Source organism: Streptomyces sp. NPDC058751 (genome assembly GCF_042746485.1).
Taxonomy (GTDB): Bacteria; Actinomycetota; Actinomycetes; order Streptomycetales; family Streptomycetaceae; genus Streptomyces.
In genome coordinates this window covers 1-15,284 of record NZ_JBHYPZ010000083.1, presented here as the reverse complement: position 1 = coordinate 15,284, position 15,284 = coordinate 1, and the positions used below count along the sequence as shown (strand labels likewise).

14 protein-coding genes are annotated in these 15,284 nt (G+C 70.3%); 13 read left to right on the top strand and 1 reads right to left on the bottom strand.

Features of this window, described 5'->3' with window-relative positions:
* Positions 1-72: 72 nt before the first annotated feature.
* Positions 73-573, bottom strand: a complete 501-nt coding sequence (bldD, locus tag ACFW6B_RS40630; protein WP_037621142.1) for a transcriptional regulator BldD — start codon at positions 571-573, stop codon at positions 73-75.
* A 245-nt stretch (positions 574-818) separates the two neighbouring features.
* On the opposite strand from bldD, the gene pyrR reads away from it, so the two are divergent.
* The 13 genes from pyrR (at position 819) to metK (ending at position 15,143) form a co-directional block, all read left to right on the top strand.
* Entirely contained in the window at positions 819-1,409 is a 591-nt protein-coding gene (gene pyrR / locus ACFW6B_RS40625) for a bifunctional pyr operon transcriptional regulator/uracil phosphoribosyltransferase PyrR (RefSeq protein WP_386604893.1), read from the top strand.
* Between the two features lie 82 nt (positions 1,410-1,491).
* Complete coding sequence (locus ACFW6B_RS40620; protein ID WP_386604891.1) at positions 1,492-2,472, top strand: aspartate carbamoyltransferase catalytic subunit; 981 nt, start codon at positions 1,492-1,494, stop codon at positions 2,470-2,472.
* Positions 2,473-2,477: 5 nt separating this feature from the next.
* Positions 2,478-3,764 (top strand): dihydroorotase, encoded by a 1,287-nt coding sequence (locus ACFW6B_RS40615; protein WP_266756492.1) that lies wholly within the window; start codon positions 2,478-2,480, stop codon positions 3,762-3,764.
* Positions 3,761-4,327, top strand: coding sequence for a hypothetical protein (locus ACFW6B_RS40610; RefSeq protein ID WP_386604889.1), 567 nt, complete (start codon positions 3,761-3,763; stop codon positions 4,325-4,327). Before ACFW6B_RS40615 ends, ACFW6B_RS40610 begins: the two co-directional genes overlap by 4 nt.
* A complete protein-coding gene (gene carA / locus ACFW6B_RS40605) occupies positions 4,324-5,481 on the top strand; it encodes a glutamine-hydrolyzing carbamoyl-phosphate synthase small subunit (RefSeq protein WP_386604887.1) in 1,158 nt (385 codons plus the stop codon). The genes ACFW6B_RS40610 and carA overlap by 4 nt, the downstream gene beginning before the upstream one ends.
* Positions 5,474-8,782, top strand: coding sequence for a carbamoyl-phosphate synthase large subunit (gene carB, locus ACFW6B_RS40600; RefSeq protein ID WP_386604885.1), 3,309 nt, complete (start codon positions 5,474-5,476; stop codon positions 8,780-8,782). Before carA ends, carB begins: the two co-directional genes overlap by 8 nt.
* A 99-nt stretch (positions 8,783-8,881) precedes the next feature.
* Entirely contained in the window at positions 8,882-9,988 is a 1,107-nt protein-coding gene (locus tag ACFW6B_RS40595; protein ID WP_386604883.1) for a quinone-dependent dihydroorotate dehydrogenase, read from the top strand.
* Positions 9,985-10,827 carry an orotidine-5'-phosphate decarboxylase gene (gene pyrF / locus ACFW6B_RS40590; protein WP_386604881.1) on the top strand — a complete coding sequence of 281 codons (843 nt, stop codon included), beginning with the start codon at positions 9,985-9,987 and terminating at the stop codon, positions 10,825-10,827. The genes ACFW6B_RS40595 and pyrF overlap by 4 nt, the downstream gene beginning before the upstream one ends.
* Before the next feature lie 308 nt (positions 10,828-11,135).
* Positions 11,136-11,459: an integration host factor gene (locus tag ACFW6B_RS40585; protein WP_016638838.1), complete on the top strand. Its 324-nt coding sequence runs from the start codon at positions 11,136-11,138 to the stop codon at positions 11,457-11,459.
* A 37-nt stretch (positions 11,460-11,496) separates the two neighbouring features.
* Positions 11,497-12,090, top strand: coding sequence for a guanylate kinase (gmk, locus tag ACFW6B_RS40580; protein ID WP_386604879.1), 594 nt, complete (start codon positions 11,497-11,499; stop codon positions 12,088-12,090).
* A gap of 37 nt (positions 12,091-12,127) precedes the next feature.
* Positions 12,128-12,400 (top strand): DNA-directed RNA polymerase subunit omega, encoded by a 273-nt coding sequence (gene rpoZ / locus ACFW6B_RS40575; protein WP_003982715.1) that lies wholly within the window; start codon positions 12,128-12,130, stop codon positions 12,398-12,400.
* A gap of 93 nt (positions 12,401-12,493) precedes the next feature.
* On the top strand, positions 12,494-13,696 hold the full coding sequence (gene coaBC, locus ACFW6B_RS40570) for a bifunctional phosphopantothenoylcysteine decarboxylase/phosphopantothenate--cysteine ligase CoaBC (protein WP_386604877.1): 1,203 nt from the start codon (positions 12,494-12,496) through the stop codon (positions 13,694-13,696).
* A 238-nt stretch (positions 13,697-13,934) separates the two neighbouring features.
* Positions 13,935-15,143 (top strand): methionine adenosyltransferase, encoded by a 1,209-nt coding sequence (metK, locus tag ACFW6B_RS40565; RefSeq protein WP_386604875.1) that lies wholly within the window; start codon positions 13,935-13,937, stop codon positions 15,141-15,143.
* The last annotated feature ends 141 nt before the right edge of the window (positions 15,144-15,284 follow it).

Genomic DNA, 15,284 nt, shown 5'->3' with positions numbered 1-15,284 from the left:
AAGAGACTGGGCGTGAACCATCAGGTTCCGGCCACCCCGGCGGCACGTTTCTGCTGAGCTGTCCTCGGGGAATCAGCCCTCGTCGTGGGCGACCGCGCGGCGCGCGTCCGCGTCCAGGACACCCCAGCTGATCAGCTGCTCGGTCAGGACCGAGGGGGACTGGTCGTAGATCACGGCGAGGGTGCGCAGGTCGTCCTGGCGGATCGACAGCACCTTGCCGTTGTAGTCCCCGCGCTGCGACTGGATCGTCGCCGCGTAGCGCTGCAGCGGGCCCGCCTTCTCGGCCGGCACGTGCGCGAGCCGCTCGAGGTCGAGGACCAGCTTCGGCGGCGGCTCGGCGGCCCCGCCCGGGGTGGTGCCCGGAAGCAGCTCCTGGACCGGAACCCCGTAGAAGTCCGCCAGCTCGGCAAGACGCTGTACGGTCACGGCGCGGTCGCCGCGCTCGTACGAACCGACCACGACCGCCTTCCAGCGGCCCTGTGACTTCTCCTCCACGCCATGGAGGGAAAGGCCCTGCTGGGTGCGGATCGCGCGGAGCTTGGCCCCGAGCTGTTTGGCGTATTCGCTGGACATATAGCTCCCCGGACGCTGTATCAACGTGCGGCTCCGCCGCGCGGCTGGTGACTCACTGTGAGGTTACGCAGCGTTACTCTCCCCCGTCAAGCCGAAGGATTTTCGACCGGTCCGGAACGGGTGTGACGGAAGGGTGGCTCAAACCTGTGTGATCAGCTGCGTTGCCGGGCTGGTACCGTTGATGGCGCAAATCCGACGTCCTTTAATGATCCGTCCCGTGAGGCGGAGAAGGAGGTCCGTTTCCCATGGACACCCAGCACGACACGCAGCACGAGGAAGCCGACGCGCGTCCCGTACTGGAAGCCCCCGACATCGCACGGGTGCTGACCCGCATCGCCCACGAGATCGTCGAACGCGCCAAGGGCGCCGACGACGTGGTGCTCCTCGGCATCCCGACCCGGGGCGTCTTCCTGGCCCGCAGGCTGGCCGACAAGCTCGAAGAGATCACCGGCAGCAAGATCCCGGTCGGGTCCCTCGACATCACGATGTACCGCGACGACCTGCGCATGCACCCGCCGCGCGCGCTGGCCCGCACCGAGATCCCCGGTGACGGCATCGACGGCAGCCTCGTCGTCCTCGTCGACGACGTGCTCTTCTCCGGCCGCACCATCCGCGCAGCGCTCGACGCGCTGAACGACATCGGCCGTCCGCGCGCCGTGCAGCTCGCCGTCCTCGTCGACCGGGGCCACCGCGAACTGCCCATCCGCGCCGACTACGTCGGCAAGAACCTCCCCACGTCGCTGCGGGAGACGGTCAAGGTCCAGCTCGCCGAGGAGGACGGTCGCGACACCGTGCTGCTCGGTGCCAAGCGGACCTCCCCGGGCGCGCCCCGATAGCACTCCGGCCCGCGCCGTGACGTGCCCCCCAGCGCACCCGCATGCCCGAATCCTCCCTGAACTTCCTTACGGAGCCTGACAGATGCAGCGTCATCTCATCTCGGCCGCCGACCTCACCCGCGACGACGCCGTCCTGATCCTCGACACCGCCGAGGAGATGGCCCGGGTCGCCGACCGGCCGATCAAGAAACTGCCGACCCTGCGCGGCCGCACCGTCGTCAACCTCTTCTTCGAGGACTCGACGCGCACCCGGATCTCCTTCGAGGCCGCCGAGAAGCGCCTGTCCGCGGACGTCATCAACTTCACCGCCAAGGGGTCGAGCGTCTCCAAGGGCGAGTCCCTCAAGGACACCGCCCAGACCCTGGAGGCCATGGGCGTCGACGCCGTCGTCATCCGGCACGGCGCCTCCGGGGCCCCCTACCGCCTCGCCACCTCCGGCTGGATCGACGCCGCCGTCATCAACGCGGGCGACGGCACCCACCAGCACCCCACCCAGGCCCTGCTCGACGCGTTCACCATGCGCCGCCGGCTCGTCGGCCGGGACGCCGGCCTCGGCCAGGACCTGTCCGGCAAGCGCATCACGATCGTCGGCGACGTCCTGCACAGCCGGGTCGCCCGCTCGAACGTCGACCTGCTGCACACCCTGGGCGCCGAGGTCACCCTCGTCGCCCCGCCGACCCTGGTGCCCGTCGGCGTGGAGAGCTGGCCCTGCGAGATCTCGTACGACCTGGACAGCACCCTGTCCAAGTCCGACGCCGTGATGATGCTGCGCGTGCAGCGCGAGCGGATGAACGCGGCGTTCTTCCCGACCGAGCGCGAGTACTCGCGTCGCTACGGGCTCGACGGCGACCGCATGGCGAAAATGCCGGAGCACGCCATCGTGATGCACCCCGGCCCGATGGTCCGCGGCATGGAGATCACCGCCGAGGTCGCCGACTCCGAGCGCTGCACCGTCGTGGAGCAGGTCGCCAACGGTGTCTCCATCCGCATGGCCGTCCTGTACCTGCTGCTCGGCGGCAACGAGCCCGCCGTCACCCACGCCCGCACCATCGAGGAGAAGTAAGACAAATGAGCAAGATCCTTATCCGTGGTGCGAAGGTGCTCGGCGGCGAGCCGCAGGACGTCCTGATCGACGGCGAGGTCATCGAGGCCGTCGGCACCGGCCTGTCCGCCGAGGGCGCCGAGGTCGTCGAGGCCGACGGCAAGGTGCTCCTGCCGGGTCTGGTCGACCTGCACACCCATCTGCGCGAGCCCGGCCGCGAGGACTCCGAGACCGTCCTGACCGGCACCCGCGCGGCGGCGAGCGGCGGCTTCACGGCCGTGTTCGCCATGGCCAACACCTTCCCGGTCGCCGACACCGCCGGTGTGGTCGAGCAGGTCTACCGGCTCGGGCAGGAGCACGGCTACTGCGACGTGCAGCCGATCGGTGCCGTCACCGTCGGCCTGGAGGGCAAGAAGCTCGCCGAGCTCGGCGCCATGCACGAGTCCGCCGCCGGCGTCACCGTCTTCTCCGACGACGGCAAGTGCGTCGACGACGCGGTGATCATGCGCCGCGCGCTGGAGTACGTGAAGGCATTCGGCGGCGTCGTCGCCCAGCACGCCCAGGAGCCCCGCCTCACCGAGGGCGCCCAGATGAACGAGGGCGTCGTCTCCGCCGAACTCGGACTCGGCGGCTGGCCCGCGGTGGCCGAGGAGTCGATCATCGCCCGGGACGTCCTGCTCGCCGAGCACGTCGGCTCCCGCGTCCACATCTGCCACCTGTCGACCGCCGGCAGCGTCGAGATCGTCCGCTGGGCCAAGTCCCGCGGCATCGACGTCACCGCCGAGGTCACCCCGCACCACCTGCTCCTCACCGACGAACTGGTGCGGTCGTACAACCCGGTCTACAAGGTGAACCCGCCGCTGCGCACCGAGCGGGACGTCATGGCGCTGCGCGAGGCGCTCGCCGACGGCACGATCGACATCGTCGCCACCGACCACGCGCCGCACCCGCACGAGGACAAGGACTGCGAGTGGGCCGCCGCCGCCATGGGCATGGTCGGTCTCGAGACCGCGCTGTCCGTCGTCCAGCAGACGATGGTCGAGACCGGACTGCTCGACTGGGCCGGCGTCGCCGACCGCATGTCCGTGAAGCCCGCCGCGATCGGCCGGGCCACCGGCCACGGACGTCCCGTCTCGGCAGGTGAGCCCGCCAACCTCACGCTCGTCGACACGGCATACCGTGGGACCGTGGACCCCGCTGGCTTCGCCTCGCGCAGCCGCAACACCCCCTACGAGGGCCGTGAGCTGCCGGGCCGGGTCACCCACACCTGGCTGCGGGGCAAGGCCACCCTCGTCGACGGGAAACTCGCGTGACACCTCTCCTCCCCATCGCCGCCGCGCAGAAGTCCGCGGAGGTGACCGACTGGCCCGCCCGGATCGGCTGGCTCGTGGGCCTCGCCCTCTTCGTGGCGCTCGTCTACTGGCTGATGCGCGAGGGCTGGAAGTGGCGCGGCACCCTCCAGGGCGACCTGCCGGAGCTCCCCACCGCGCCGGAAGACCCCGGCCCGGCCAGACTGGGCATGAGCGGCCGGTACCACGGCTCCACCACCGCCGGGCAGTGGCTCGACCGCATCGTGGCGCACGGCCTGGGCACCCGAAGCCGGGCCGAGCTCACCCTGACGGACGCGGGACTGGACGTCGTACGCCCCGGAGCGGACGACTTCTTCATCCCGGCCGCGCAGCTGCGCGGGGCCCGGCTCGACAAGGGCATCGCGGGCAAGGTCCTCACCGAGGGCGGACTCCTCGTCGTGACCTGGGCGCACGGCGACCGGCTCCTCGACTCCGGTTTCCGCTCGGACCGCGCGGCCGAGCACAACGAATGGGCCGACACCCTGAACGACATGATCAACAAGACGGAAACGGAAGGCGCACGATGACGACCTCCACCCAGGGGAACGCCTCACAGAAGGAAAAGGCGCTTCCCGCCGTGCTCGTCCTGGAGGACGGCCGGGTCTTCCGCGGCCGCTCCTACGGGGCCGTGGGGGAGACCTTCGGCGAAGCGGTGTTCTCCACCGGCATGACCGGCTACCAGGAGACCCTCACCGATCCCTCTTACCACCGCCAGGTCGTCGTGATGACCGCCCCGCACGTCGGCAACACCGGCGTCAACGACGAGGACCCCGAGTCGAAGCGGATCTGGGTCGCCGGATACGTCGTCCGCGACCCCGCGCGCGTGTCCTCCAACTGGCGCGCCCGGCGCTCGCTGGACGAGGAACTGCGGGGCCAGGGCGTCGTCGGCATCAGCGGCATCGACACCCGCGCCCTCACCCGCCACCTGCGCGAGCGCGGCGCCATGCGCGTCGGCATCTTCTCCGGCAACGCGCTGCCCGACGAGGGCACCATGCTCGCCCAGGTGCGCCAGGCGCCCGAGATGCAGGGCGCGGACCTCGCCGCCGAGGTCGCCACCAAGGAGACGTACGTCGTCCCCGCGATCGGGACGAAGAAGTTCACCGTCGCCGCCGTCGACCTCGGCATCAAGGGCATGACCCCGCACCGGATGGCCGAACGCGGCATCGAGGTGCACGTCCTGCCCGCGACGGCCACCGCCGAGGACGTCTACGCCGTGAACCCGGACGGCGTCTTCTTCTCCAACGGCCCCGGCGACCCGGCGACCGCCGACGGTCCCGTCGCCGTCATGAAGGAAGTCCTCGCCCGTAAGACGCCGCTGTTCGGCATCTGCTTCGGCAACCAGATCCTCGGCCGCGCCCTCGGCTTCGGCACGTACAAGCTGAAGTACGGCCACCGCGGCATCAACCAGCCCGTGCAGGACCGCACGACCGGCAAGGTCGAGGTCACCGCGCACAACCACGGCTTCGCCGTCGACGCACCGCTCGACGAGGTCTCCCAGACCCCCTACGGCCGCGCCGAGGTCTCCCACGTCTGCCTCAACGACAACGTGGTGGAGGGCCTCCACCTGCTCGACCAGCCGGCCTTCAGCGTCCAGTACCACCCCGAAGCAGCGGCAGGACCGCACGACGCCGCCTACCTGTTCGACCGCTTCGTTTCTCTGATGGAGGGCCAGCGTGCCTAAGCGCACCGATATCCAGTCCGTCCTGGTCATCGGCTCCGGCCCGATCGTCATCGGCCAGGCCGCCGAGTTCGACTACTCCGGCACCCAGGCGTGCCGCGTCCTCAGGTCCGAGGGCCTGCGGGTCATCCTCGTCAACTCCAACCCGGCGACGATCATGACCGACCCGGAGATCGCCGACGCCACCTACGTCGAGCCGATCACCCCCGAGTTCGTCGAGAAGATCATCGCCAAGGAGCGCCCCGACGTCCTGCTGCCGACCCTCGGCGGCCAGACGGCCCTCAACACCGCCATCTCCATGCACGAGCAGGGTGTGCTGGCGAAGTACGGCGTCGAGCTCATCGGCGCCAACGTCGAGGCCATCAACAAGGGCGAGGACCGCGACCTCTTCAAGGGCGTCGTCGAGGCCGTGCGCGAGAAGATCGGCCACGGCGAGTCCGCCCGGTCCGTCATCTGCCACTCCATGGACGACGTCCTCAAGGGCGTCGACACCCTCGGCGGCTACCCCGTCGTCGTCCGCCCCTCCTTCACCATGGGCGGCGCCGGCTCCGGCTTCGCCCACGACGAGGACGAACTGCGCCGCATCGCCGGCCAGGGCCTCACGCTCTCCCCGACCACCGAGGTGCTCCTTGAGGAGTCCATCCTCGGCTGGAAGGAGTACGAGCTGGAGCTGATGCGCGACAAGAACGACAACGTCGTGGTCGTCTGCTCCATCGAGAACTTCGACCCGATGGGCGTCCACACCGGCGACTCCATCACCGTCGCCCCGGCCATGACGCTCACCGACCGCGAGTACCAGCGGCTGCGCGACATCGGCATCGCGATCATCCGTGAGGTCGGCGTCGACACCGGCGGCTGCAACATCCAGTTCGCGGTCAACCCCGACGACGGCCGCATCATCGTCATCGAGATGAACCCGCGCGTCTCGCGGTCCTCGGCCCTCGCCTCCAAGGCGACCGGCTTCCCCATCGCCAAGATCGCGGCCAAGCTCGCCGTCGGCTACACGCTCGACGAGATCCCGAACGACATCACCGAGAAGACCCCGGCCTCCTTCGAGCCGACCCTCGACTACGTCGTGGTGAAGGCCCCCCGCTTCGCCTTCGAGAAGTTCCCCTCCGCCGACTCCACCCTCACGACCACCATGAAGTCGGTCGGCGAGGCCATGGCGATCGGCCGCAACTTCACCGAGGCCCTCCAGAAGGCACTGCGCTCCCTGGAGAAGAAGGGCAGCCAGTTCACCTTCGTCGGCGACCCCGGCGACAAGGCCGAGCTGCTGCGCGAGGCGGTCCGCCCCACCGACGGCCGGATCAACACCGTCATGCAGGCCATCCGCGCCGGCGCCACGCCCGACGAGGTCTTCGAGTCCACGAAGATCGACCCGTGGTTCGTCGACCAGCTCTTCCTGATCAAGGAGATCGCGGACGAGCTGGCCGCCGCCGACAAGCTCTACCCCGAGCTGCTCGCCGAGGCCAAGCGGCACGGCTTCTCCGACGCCCAGATCGCCGAGATCCGCGGGCTGCGCGAGGACGTCGTCCGCGAGGTGCGGCACGCGCTGGGCGTGCGCCCCGTCTACAAGACGGTCGACACCTGCGCCGCCGAGTTCGCCGCGAGGACGCCGTACTTCTACTCCTCCTACGACGAGGAGACCGAGGTCGCGTCCCGCGAGAAGCCCGCGGTGATCATCCTGGGCTCCGGCCCGAACCGCATCGGCCAGGGCATCGAGTTCGACTACTCCTGCGTCCACGCCTCCTTCGCGCTCAGCGACGCGGGCTACGAGACCGTGATGGTCAACTGCAACCCCGAGACCGTCTCCACGGACTACGACACCTCCGACCGCCTGTACTTCGAGCCGCTGACGCTGGAAGACGTGCTGGAGATCGTCCACGCGGAGCAGCAGGCCGGCCCCGTCGCCGGTGTCGTGGTCCAGCTCGGCGGCCAGACCCCGCTCGGCCTGTCGCAGGCGCTCAAGGACAACGGCGTGCCGATCGTGGGCACCTCGCCCGAGGCGATCCACGCCGCCGAGGACCGCGGCGCCTTCGGACGGGTCCTCGCCGAGGCGGGCCTGCCCGCCCCCAAGCACGGCACCGCCACCACCTTCGCCGAGGCCAAGGCCATCGCCGACGAGATCGGCTACCCGGTCCTGGTCCGCCCCTCGTACGTCCTCGGCGGACGCGGCATGGAGATCGTCTACGACGAGACCCGGCTGTCCTCGTACATCGCCGAGTCGACCGAGATCAGCCCCTCCCGGCCGGTCCTCGTCGACCGGTTCCTCGACGACGCGATCGAGATCGACGTCGACGCGCTGTACGACGGCGAGGAGCTCTACCTCGGCGGCGTCATGGAGCACATCGAGGAGGCCGGCATCCACTCCGGCGACTCGGCGTGCGCCCTGCCCCCGATCACGCTGGGCGGCTTCGACATCAAGCGGCTGCGCGCCTCCACCGAGGCCATCGCCAAGGGCGTCGGCGTCCGCGGTCTGATCAACATCCAGTTCGCGATGGCCGGGGACATCCTCTACGTCCTGGAGGCCAACCCGCGCGCCTCGCGCACCGTCCCCTTCACCTCGAAGGCGACCGCGGTGCCGCTCGCGAAGGCCGCCGCCCGCATCTCGCTGGGCGCGACCGTCGCCGAGCTGCGCGCCGAGGGCCTGCTGCCGGCGAACGGCGACGGCGGAACCCTGCCGCTCGACGCGCCGATCTCCGTCAAGGAGGCCGTCATGCCGTGGTCGCGCTTCCGCGACATCCACGGACGCGGCGTCGACACGGTGCTCGGCCCGGAGATGCGCTCCACCGGCGAGGTCATGGGCATCGACTCGGTGTTCGGCACCGCCTACGCCAAGTCGCAGGCCGGCGCGTACGGCCCGCTGCCCACCAAGGGCCGCGCGTTCATCTCCGTCGCCAACCGCGACAAGCGCTCGATGATCTTCCCGGCGCGCGAACTCGTCGCCCACGGCTTCGAGCTGATGGCCACCTCCGGCACCGCCGAGGTGCTCAAGCGCAACGGCATCCACGCCACGATCGTGCGCAAGCAGAGCGAGGGCGAGGGCCCGAACGGCGAGAAGACCATCGTCCAGCTCATCCACGACGGCGAGGTCGACCTCATCGTCAACACGCCGTACGGCACCGGCGGCCGTCTCGACGGCTACGAGATCCGCACGGCGGCCGTGGCCCGCTCGGTCCCGTGCCTGACGACGGTGCAGGCGCTCGCCGCCGCCGTCCAGGGCATCGACGCGCTCAACCACGGCGACGTGGGCGTGCGCTCGCTCCAGGAACACGCCGAGCATCTGACCGCGGCGCGCGACTAGCGGCCCCGAGGGGGACACCGGAAACGGTGTCCCCCTCTTCATGCGGCCCCCTGCCCCTTCAAGAGGCGCCCCTCACCGGGCTCTTACGAGGACATGATCATGTACAAGCTCTTCTTCGACCTCGTCTTCAAGCGGATGGACCCGGAGCGGGCGCACCACCTCGCCTTCCGCTGGATCCGGCTCCTCGCCCGCGTCCCCGTCCTGCGCACCTTCGCCGCCGCCGTGCTCGCGCCGCGGTACGAGGAGCTGCGCACCGAGGCGCTCGGCCTGCGCATGCACGGGCCCTTCGGCCTCGCGGCCGGCTTCGACAAGAACGCCGTGGCGATCGACGGCATGGCGATGCTCGGCTTCGACCACATCGAGATCGGCACGGTCACCGGGGAGCCCCAGCCGGGCAACCCCAGGAAGCGGCTGTTCCGCCTCGTGCCGGACCGCGCGCTGATCAACCGCATGGGATTCAACAACGAGGGCTCCGCGGCCGTCTCCGAGCGCCTGGCGGCCCGTACGCCCGTCTTCAAGACCGTCGTCGGCGTCAACATCGGCAAGACCAAGGTCGTCCCCGAGGAGGAGGCCGTCGGCGACTACGTGAAGTCGACCGAGCGCCTCGCCCGGCACGCCGACTACCTCGTCGTCAACGTCTCGTCCCCGAACACCCCCGGCCTGCGCAACCTCCAGGCCACCGAGGCGCTGCGCCCGCTGCTCAGCGCCGTCCGCGAGGCCGCCGACCGCTCCGTCACCGACCGGCGCGTCCCGCTCCTCGTCAAGATCGCGCCCGACCTCGCCGACGAGGACGTCGACGCGGTCGCCGACCTCGCCGTCGAACTCGGCCTGGACGGGATCATCGCCACGAACACGACCATCGCCCGCGAGGGACTCGGGCTGACGTCCGACCCCGCCGTGGTGAAGGAGACCGGCGGCCTGTCCGGCGCGCCGCTCAAGGCGCGCTCCCTGGAGGTCCTGAGGCGCCTCTACGCGCGCGTGGGCGACCGGATCACCCTGGTGGGCGTCGGCGGCGTCGAGAACGCCGAGGACGCCTGGCAGCGCATCCTGGCCGGCGCCACGCTGGTCCAGGGCTACAGCGCCTTCATCTACGAGGGCCCCTTCTGGGGCCGCGCGGTCCACAAGGGACTCGCCGCCCGTCTGCGCAACAGCCCGTACGCCACCCTCGCCGACGCGGTCGGCGCCGACGTGAGGAAGTCCGCATGAGCCTGGAACCCTTCGGCGCGCGCCTTCGCCGCGCCATGGACGAGCGCGGTCCCCTGTGCGTGGGCATCGACCCGCACGCCTCCCTGCTCGCCGACTGGGGGCTCGGCGACGACATCGCGGGCCTGGAGCGGTTCAGCCGCACGGTCGTCGAGGCGCTCGCCGAGCGCGTCGCCGTCCTGAAGCCGCAGAGCGCGTTCTTCGAGCGGTTCGGCTCGCGCGGGATCGCCGTCCTGGAGAAGTCCGTCGAACAGGCGCGGGCGGCCGGCGCGCTGGTCGTGATGGACGCCAAGCGCGGCGACATCGGCTCGACCATGGCCGCGTACGCCGAGACCTTCCTGCGCAAGGACGCGCCGCTCTTCTCGGACGCGCTGACCGTCTCGCCCTACCTCGGCTACGGCTCGCTGAAGCCCGCGGTCGAGCTGGCGCGCGAGAGCGGTGCCGGGCTCTTCGTGCTCGCGCTCACCTCCAACCCGGAGGGCGGCGAGGTGCAGCACGCCGTGCGCGCGGACGGGCGGAACGTCGGAGCGACGATGCTCGGGCACCTGGCGGCCGAGAACGCGGACGAGAGGCCGCTCGGCTCCTTCGGGGCGGTCGTCGGCGCCACCCTCGGCGATCTCTCCTCCTACGACCTGGAGATCAACGGACCGCTCCTCGCGCCCGGCATCGGCGCCCAGGGAGCGACCGCGGCCGATCTGGCGGGTGTCTTCGGGGCCGCCGTGCGCAACGTCGTCCCGAACGTGAGCCGGGGTGTCCTGCGGCACGGTCCCGACGTCATGGCCCTGCGGGAGTCGGCCGAGGGGTTCGCGGAGGAGATCAGGGCGGCCGTGGCGGCCGCCTGAGCGTTCCGACAGCCGTTCGAGAGTCCTCAGACGAGTGCCTTCCGGGCTCCCCGAGTCTGAATACATCCTCAAATCCGGGGAGGTTTGTCTTAAATGCCGGGCTCCAGGGAGGCTGACCAGGACTTTTCCTTCGTTCTCGCTGACTCCGGCGCACTTGCCCGCTAGTCTCCGACGAGTGGGAGCACCTCCCGGGCCGTCAAGGCAGCAGGGAGAACGGGCGAGCGTGTTGCCCGGAGCTCCCGGGTGTGGGGCGACTAGGTTCCTCACCGGTCCGTATCCGACAGTTCGACATCCGAGGTGACGTAGGCGTGGCTCTTCCGCCCCTTACCCCTGAACAGCGCGCAGCCGCGCTCGAAAAGGCCGCCGCGGCTCGCCGGGAGCGGGCCGAGGTCAAGAATCGACTCAAGCACTCCGGCGCCTCTCTTCACGAGGTCATCAAGCAGGGCCAGGAGAACGACGTCATCGGCAAGATGAAGGTCTCCGCTCTCCTGGAGTCCCTGCCGGGCGTGGGCAAGGTCCGCGCCAAGCAGATCATGGAGCGACTCGGGATCTCCGAGAGCCGCCGCGTGCGCGGTCTCGGCTCGAACCAGATCGCCTCTTTGGAGCGCGAGTTCGGCGGTTCCGGCGCCTGAGTCCTGGACACACCGGGATTGCTGGAATAATCGCTGCATGGCTGCAACACCCCGGGGGACTTCCCCCGTACCCCCGGACGTACGTCCGCGGCTGACCGTGCTCTCCGGCCCCTCGGGGGTCGGCAAGAGCACGGTCGTCGCGCATATGCGCAACGCGCACCCCGAGCTCTGGCTCTCGGTGTCCGCGACGACCCGCAAGCCGCGCCCCGGCGAGAAGCACGGAGTCCACTACTTCTTCGTCTCCGACGACGAGATGGACAAGCTGATCGCCAACGGCGAGCTCCTGGAGTGGGCCGAGTTCGCCGGCAACCGCTACGGCACCCCGCGCGCCGCGGTCACGGAGCACCTGGAGTCGGGCAAGCCGGTCCTCCTGGAGATCGACCTCCAGGGAGCCCGGCAGGTCCGCGAGTCCATGAAGGACGCGCTGCTCGTGTTCCTGGCCCCGCCCTCCTGGGAGGAGCTGGTGCGCAGGCTCACCGGGCGGGGCACCGAGCCGCCCGAGGTGATCGAACGCCGCCTGGAGGCGGCCAAGGTCGAACTCGCCGCCGAGCCGGAGTTCGATACCACCCTTGTCAACACCTCCGTCGAGGACGTGGCCCGCGAGCTGCTAGCCTTGGTGGAAGTTGTTTGATCTTTCAGGTCAATTTCCACCTTTCGGAAGGCAGAGCGTGTCCTCTTCCATCACCGCGCCCGAGGGCATCATCAACCCTCCGATCGACGAGCTCCTCGAGGCAACCGACTCGAAGTACAGCCTGGTGATCTACGCGGCCAAGCGTGCCCGTCAGATCAACGCGTACTACTCGCAGCTCGGTGAGGGTCTCCTCGAGTACGTCGGTCCGCTCGTCGACACCCACGTCCACGAGAAGCCGCTGTCGATCGCCCTGCGCGAGATCAACGCGGGCCTGCTGACCTCCGAGGCCGTCGAAGGCCCCGCTCAGTAGTCGTATCAAACGCTCATCACAGGCCCGGCGGCGCGACTGCCGGGCCTGTGGTGTGTCATGGAGTCGTTGCGTTTCCGAGCCCGGGGAGAGACGGTGGACAAGCCGAAGGTCGTTCTGGGAGTCAGCGGTGGCATCGCCGCGTACAAGGCCTGCGAGCTGCTGCGACGGCTGACGGAGTCGGGGCACGACGTACGGGTCGTGCCCACCGCCTCCGCGCTGGAGTTCGTCGGCGCCGCCACCTGGTCCGCGCTCTCGGGCCACCCCGTGTCCACCGAGGTCTGGTCGGACGTCCACGAGGTCCCGCACGTCCGCATCGGGCAGAACGCGGACCTCGTGGTGGTCGCCCCCGCCACGGCCGACATGCTCGCCAAGGCCGCCCACGGGCTCGCCGACGACCTCCTCACCAACACCCTGCTCACCGCCCGCTGTCCGGTCGTCTTCGCGCCCGCCATGCACACCGAGATGTGGGAGCACCCGGCGACCCAGGAGAACGTGGCGACCCTGCGGCGGCGCGGCGCCGTCGTCGTCGAGCCCGCCGTGGGGCGCCTGACCGGCGTCGACACCGGCAAGGGGCGGCTGCCCGACCCGGGGGAGATCTTCGAGGTCTGCCGCCGTGTCCTCGCCCGCGGGGTCACCGAACCGGATCTCGCCGGACGGCACGTCGTCGTCAGCGCCGGCGGCACCCGGGAGCCCCTCGACCCGGTCCGCTTCCTCGGCAACCGCTCCTCCGGCAAGCAGGGGTACGCGCTCGCCCGCACCGCCGCCGCGCGCGGCGCCAGGGTCACCCTGATCGCCGCGAACACGGGGCTCGCGGACCCTGCCGGGGTCGACGTGGTCCAGGTCGGCACCGCCGCGCAGATGCGGGAGGCCGTGCTGAAGGCGGCCCCGGACGCCGACGCGGTGGTGATGGCGGCCGCGGTGGCGGACTTCCGCCCTGCCGCGTACGCGGCAGGGAAGATCAAGAAGAAGGACGGCGCGGAGCCGGAACCCATCGTCCTGGTCCGAAATCCGGACATCCTCGCGGAGATCTCCGCGGAGCGCGCGCGCCCCGGCCAGGTCGTGGTGGGATTCGCCGCCGAGACCGACGACGTCCTGTCCAACGGGCGGACGAAGCTGGAGCGCAAGGGCTGCGATCTCCTGGTGGTGAACGAGGTGGGGGAGCGCAAGACCTTCGGCTCCGAGGAGAACGAGGCGGTCGTGCTCGGAGCCGACGGGAGCGAGACCCCGGTGCCGTACGGTCCGAAGGAAGCCTTGGCCGAGACGGTGTGGGATCTGGTGACACGCCGACTGGTGTGAAAAGCTCACTCATCGCACCCGTCACCACAAAGTCCGCAAAAACGGGCGTGGCGACCCTGGCGGAGAGTGGTGACGATGGCGCAGAATGCCCGTGCCGCAGGTCACAGGCCTTCCGAGAGGCGAGACAGGGGTCCCGCGGCCGAGTGCGACCGATAAACTGTTCTCGGACGACGCCGGGCGCAGCCCCCGGCCGTCCACCAATGATCAGCCAGCAGCCGCTGCAACCACAGGGAGCGTTGTGTCCCGTCGCCTGTTCACCTCGGAGTCCGTGACCGAGGGTCACCCCGACAAGATCGCTGACCAGATCAGCGACACCATTCTCGATGCCCTCCTGCGAGAGGACCCGACGTCCCGGGTCGCCGTGGAGACGCTCATCACCACCGGCCTGGTGCACGTGGCCGGAGAGGTCACGACCAAGGCGTACGCGCCGATCGCGCAGCTCGTCCGCGAGAAGATCCTGGAGATCGGCTACGACTCGTCGAAGAAGGGCTTCGACGGGGCGTCCTGCGGTGTCTCGGTGTCGATCGGTTCCCAGTCCCCGGACATCGCGCAGGGTGTCGACACGGCGTACGAGTCCCGTGTCGAGGGCGACGAGGACGAGCTCGACAGGCAGGGCGCGGGCGACCAGGGCCTGATGTTCGGGTACGCCACCGACGAGACCCCGAACCTGATGCCGCTCCCGATCCACCTCGCGCACAAGCTCTCGCGCCGGCTGTCCGACGTCCGCAAGAACGGGACCATCCCGTACCTGCGCCCCGACGGCAAGACCCAGGTCACCATCGAGTACGACGGCGACAAGGCGGTCCGTCTGGACACCGTCGTCGTCTCCTCGCAGCACGCCTCGGACATCGACCTGGAGTCCCTGCTCGCCCCCGACATCCGCGAGTTCGTGGTGGAGCCGGAGCTGAAGGCCCTCCTCGAGGACGGCATCAAGCTGGAGACCGAGGGCTACCGCCTGCTGGTCAACCCGACCGGCCGCTTCGAGATCGGCGGCCCGATGGGCGACGCCGGCCTCACCGGCCGCAAGATCATCATCGACACGTACGGCGGCATGGCCCGCCACGGCGGCGGCGCCTTCTCCGGCAAGGACCCGTCCAAGGTCGACCGCTCCGCCGCCTACGCGATGCGCTGGGTCGCGAAGAACGTCGTCGCCGCGGGCCTCGCCTCGCGCTGCGAGGTCCAGGTCGCCTACGCGATCGGCAAGGCCGAGCCCGTGGGTCTGTTCGTCGAGACCTTCGGCACCGCCAAGGTGGAGGCCGAGAAGATCGAGACCGCCATCACGGACGTCTTCGACCTCCGCCCGGCGGCCATCATCCGCGACCTCGACCTGCTCCGCCCGATCTACTCCCAGACCGCCGCCTACGGCCACTTCGGCCGCGAGCTGCCCGACTTCACGTGGGAGCGGACGGACCGGGTGGACGCCCTGCGCAAGGCCGCGGGCCTGTAGTCCGCGAAGACCTCGCACACGGCCGTGAGGCCCGGCACCCCTCGGGGGGGCGGGGCGCCACGGATCGCCGGGCACGCTGTGCGGGGCGGGCCGGGGAAAACGGGGGGGGGGCCGGGGAGCGCAGCGTAAGCCGCCGGTAAC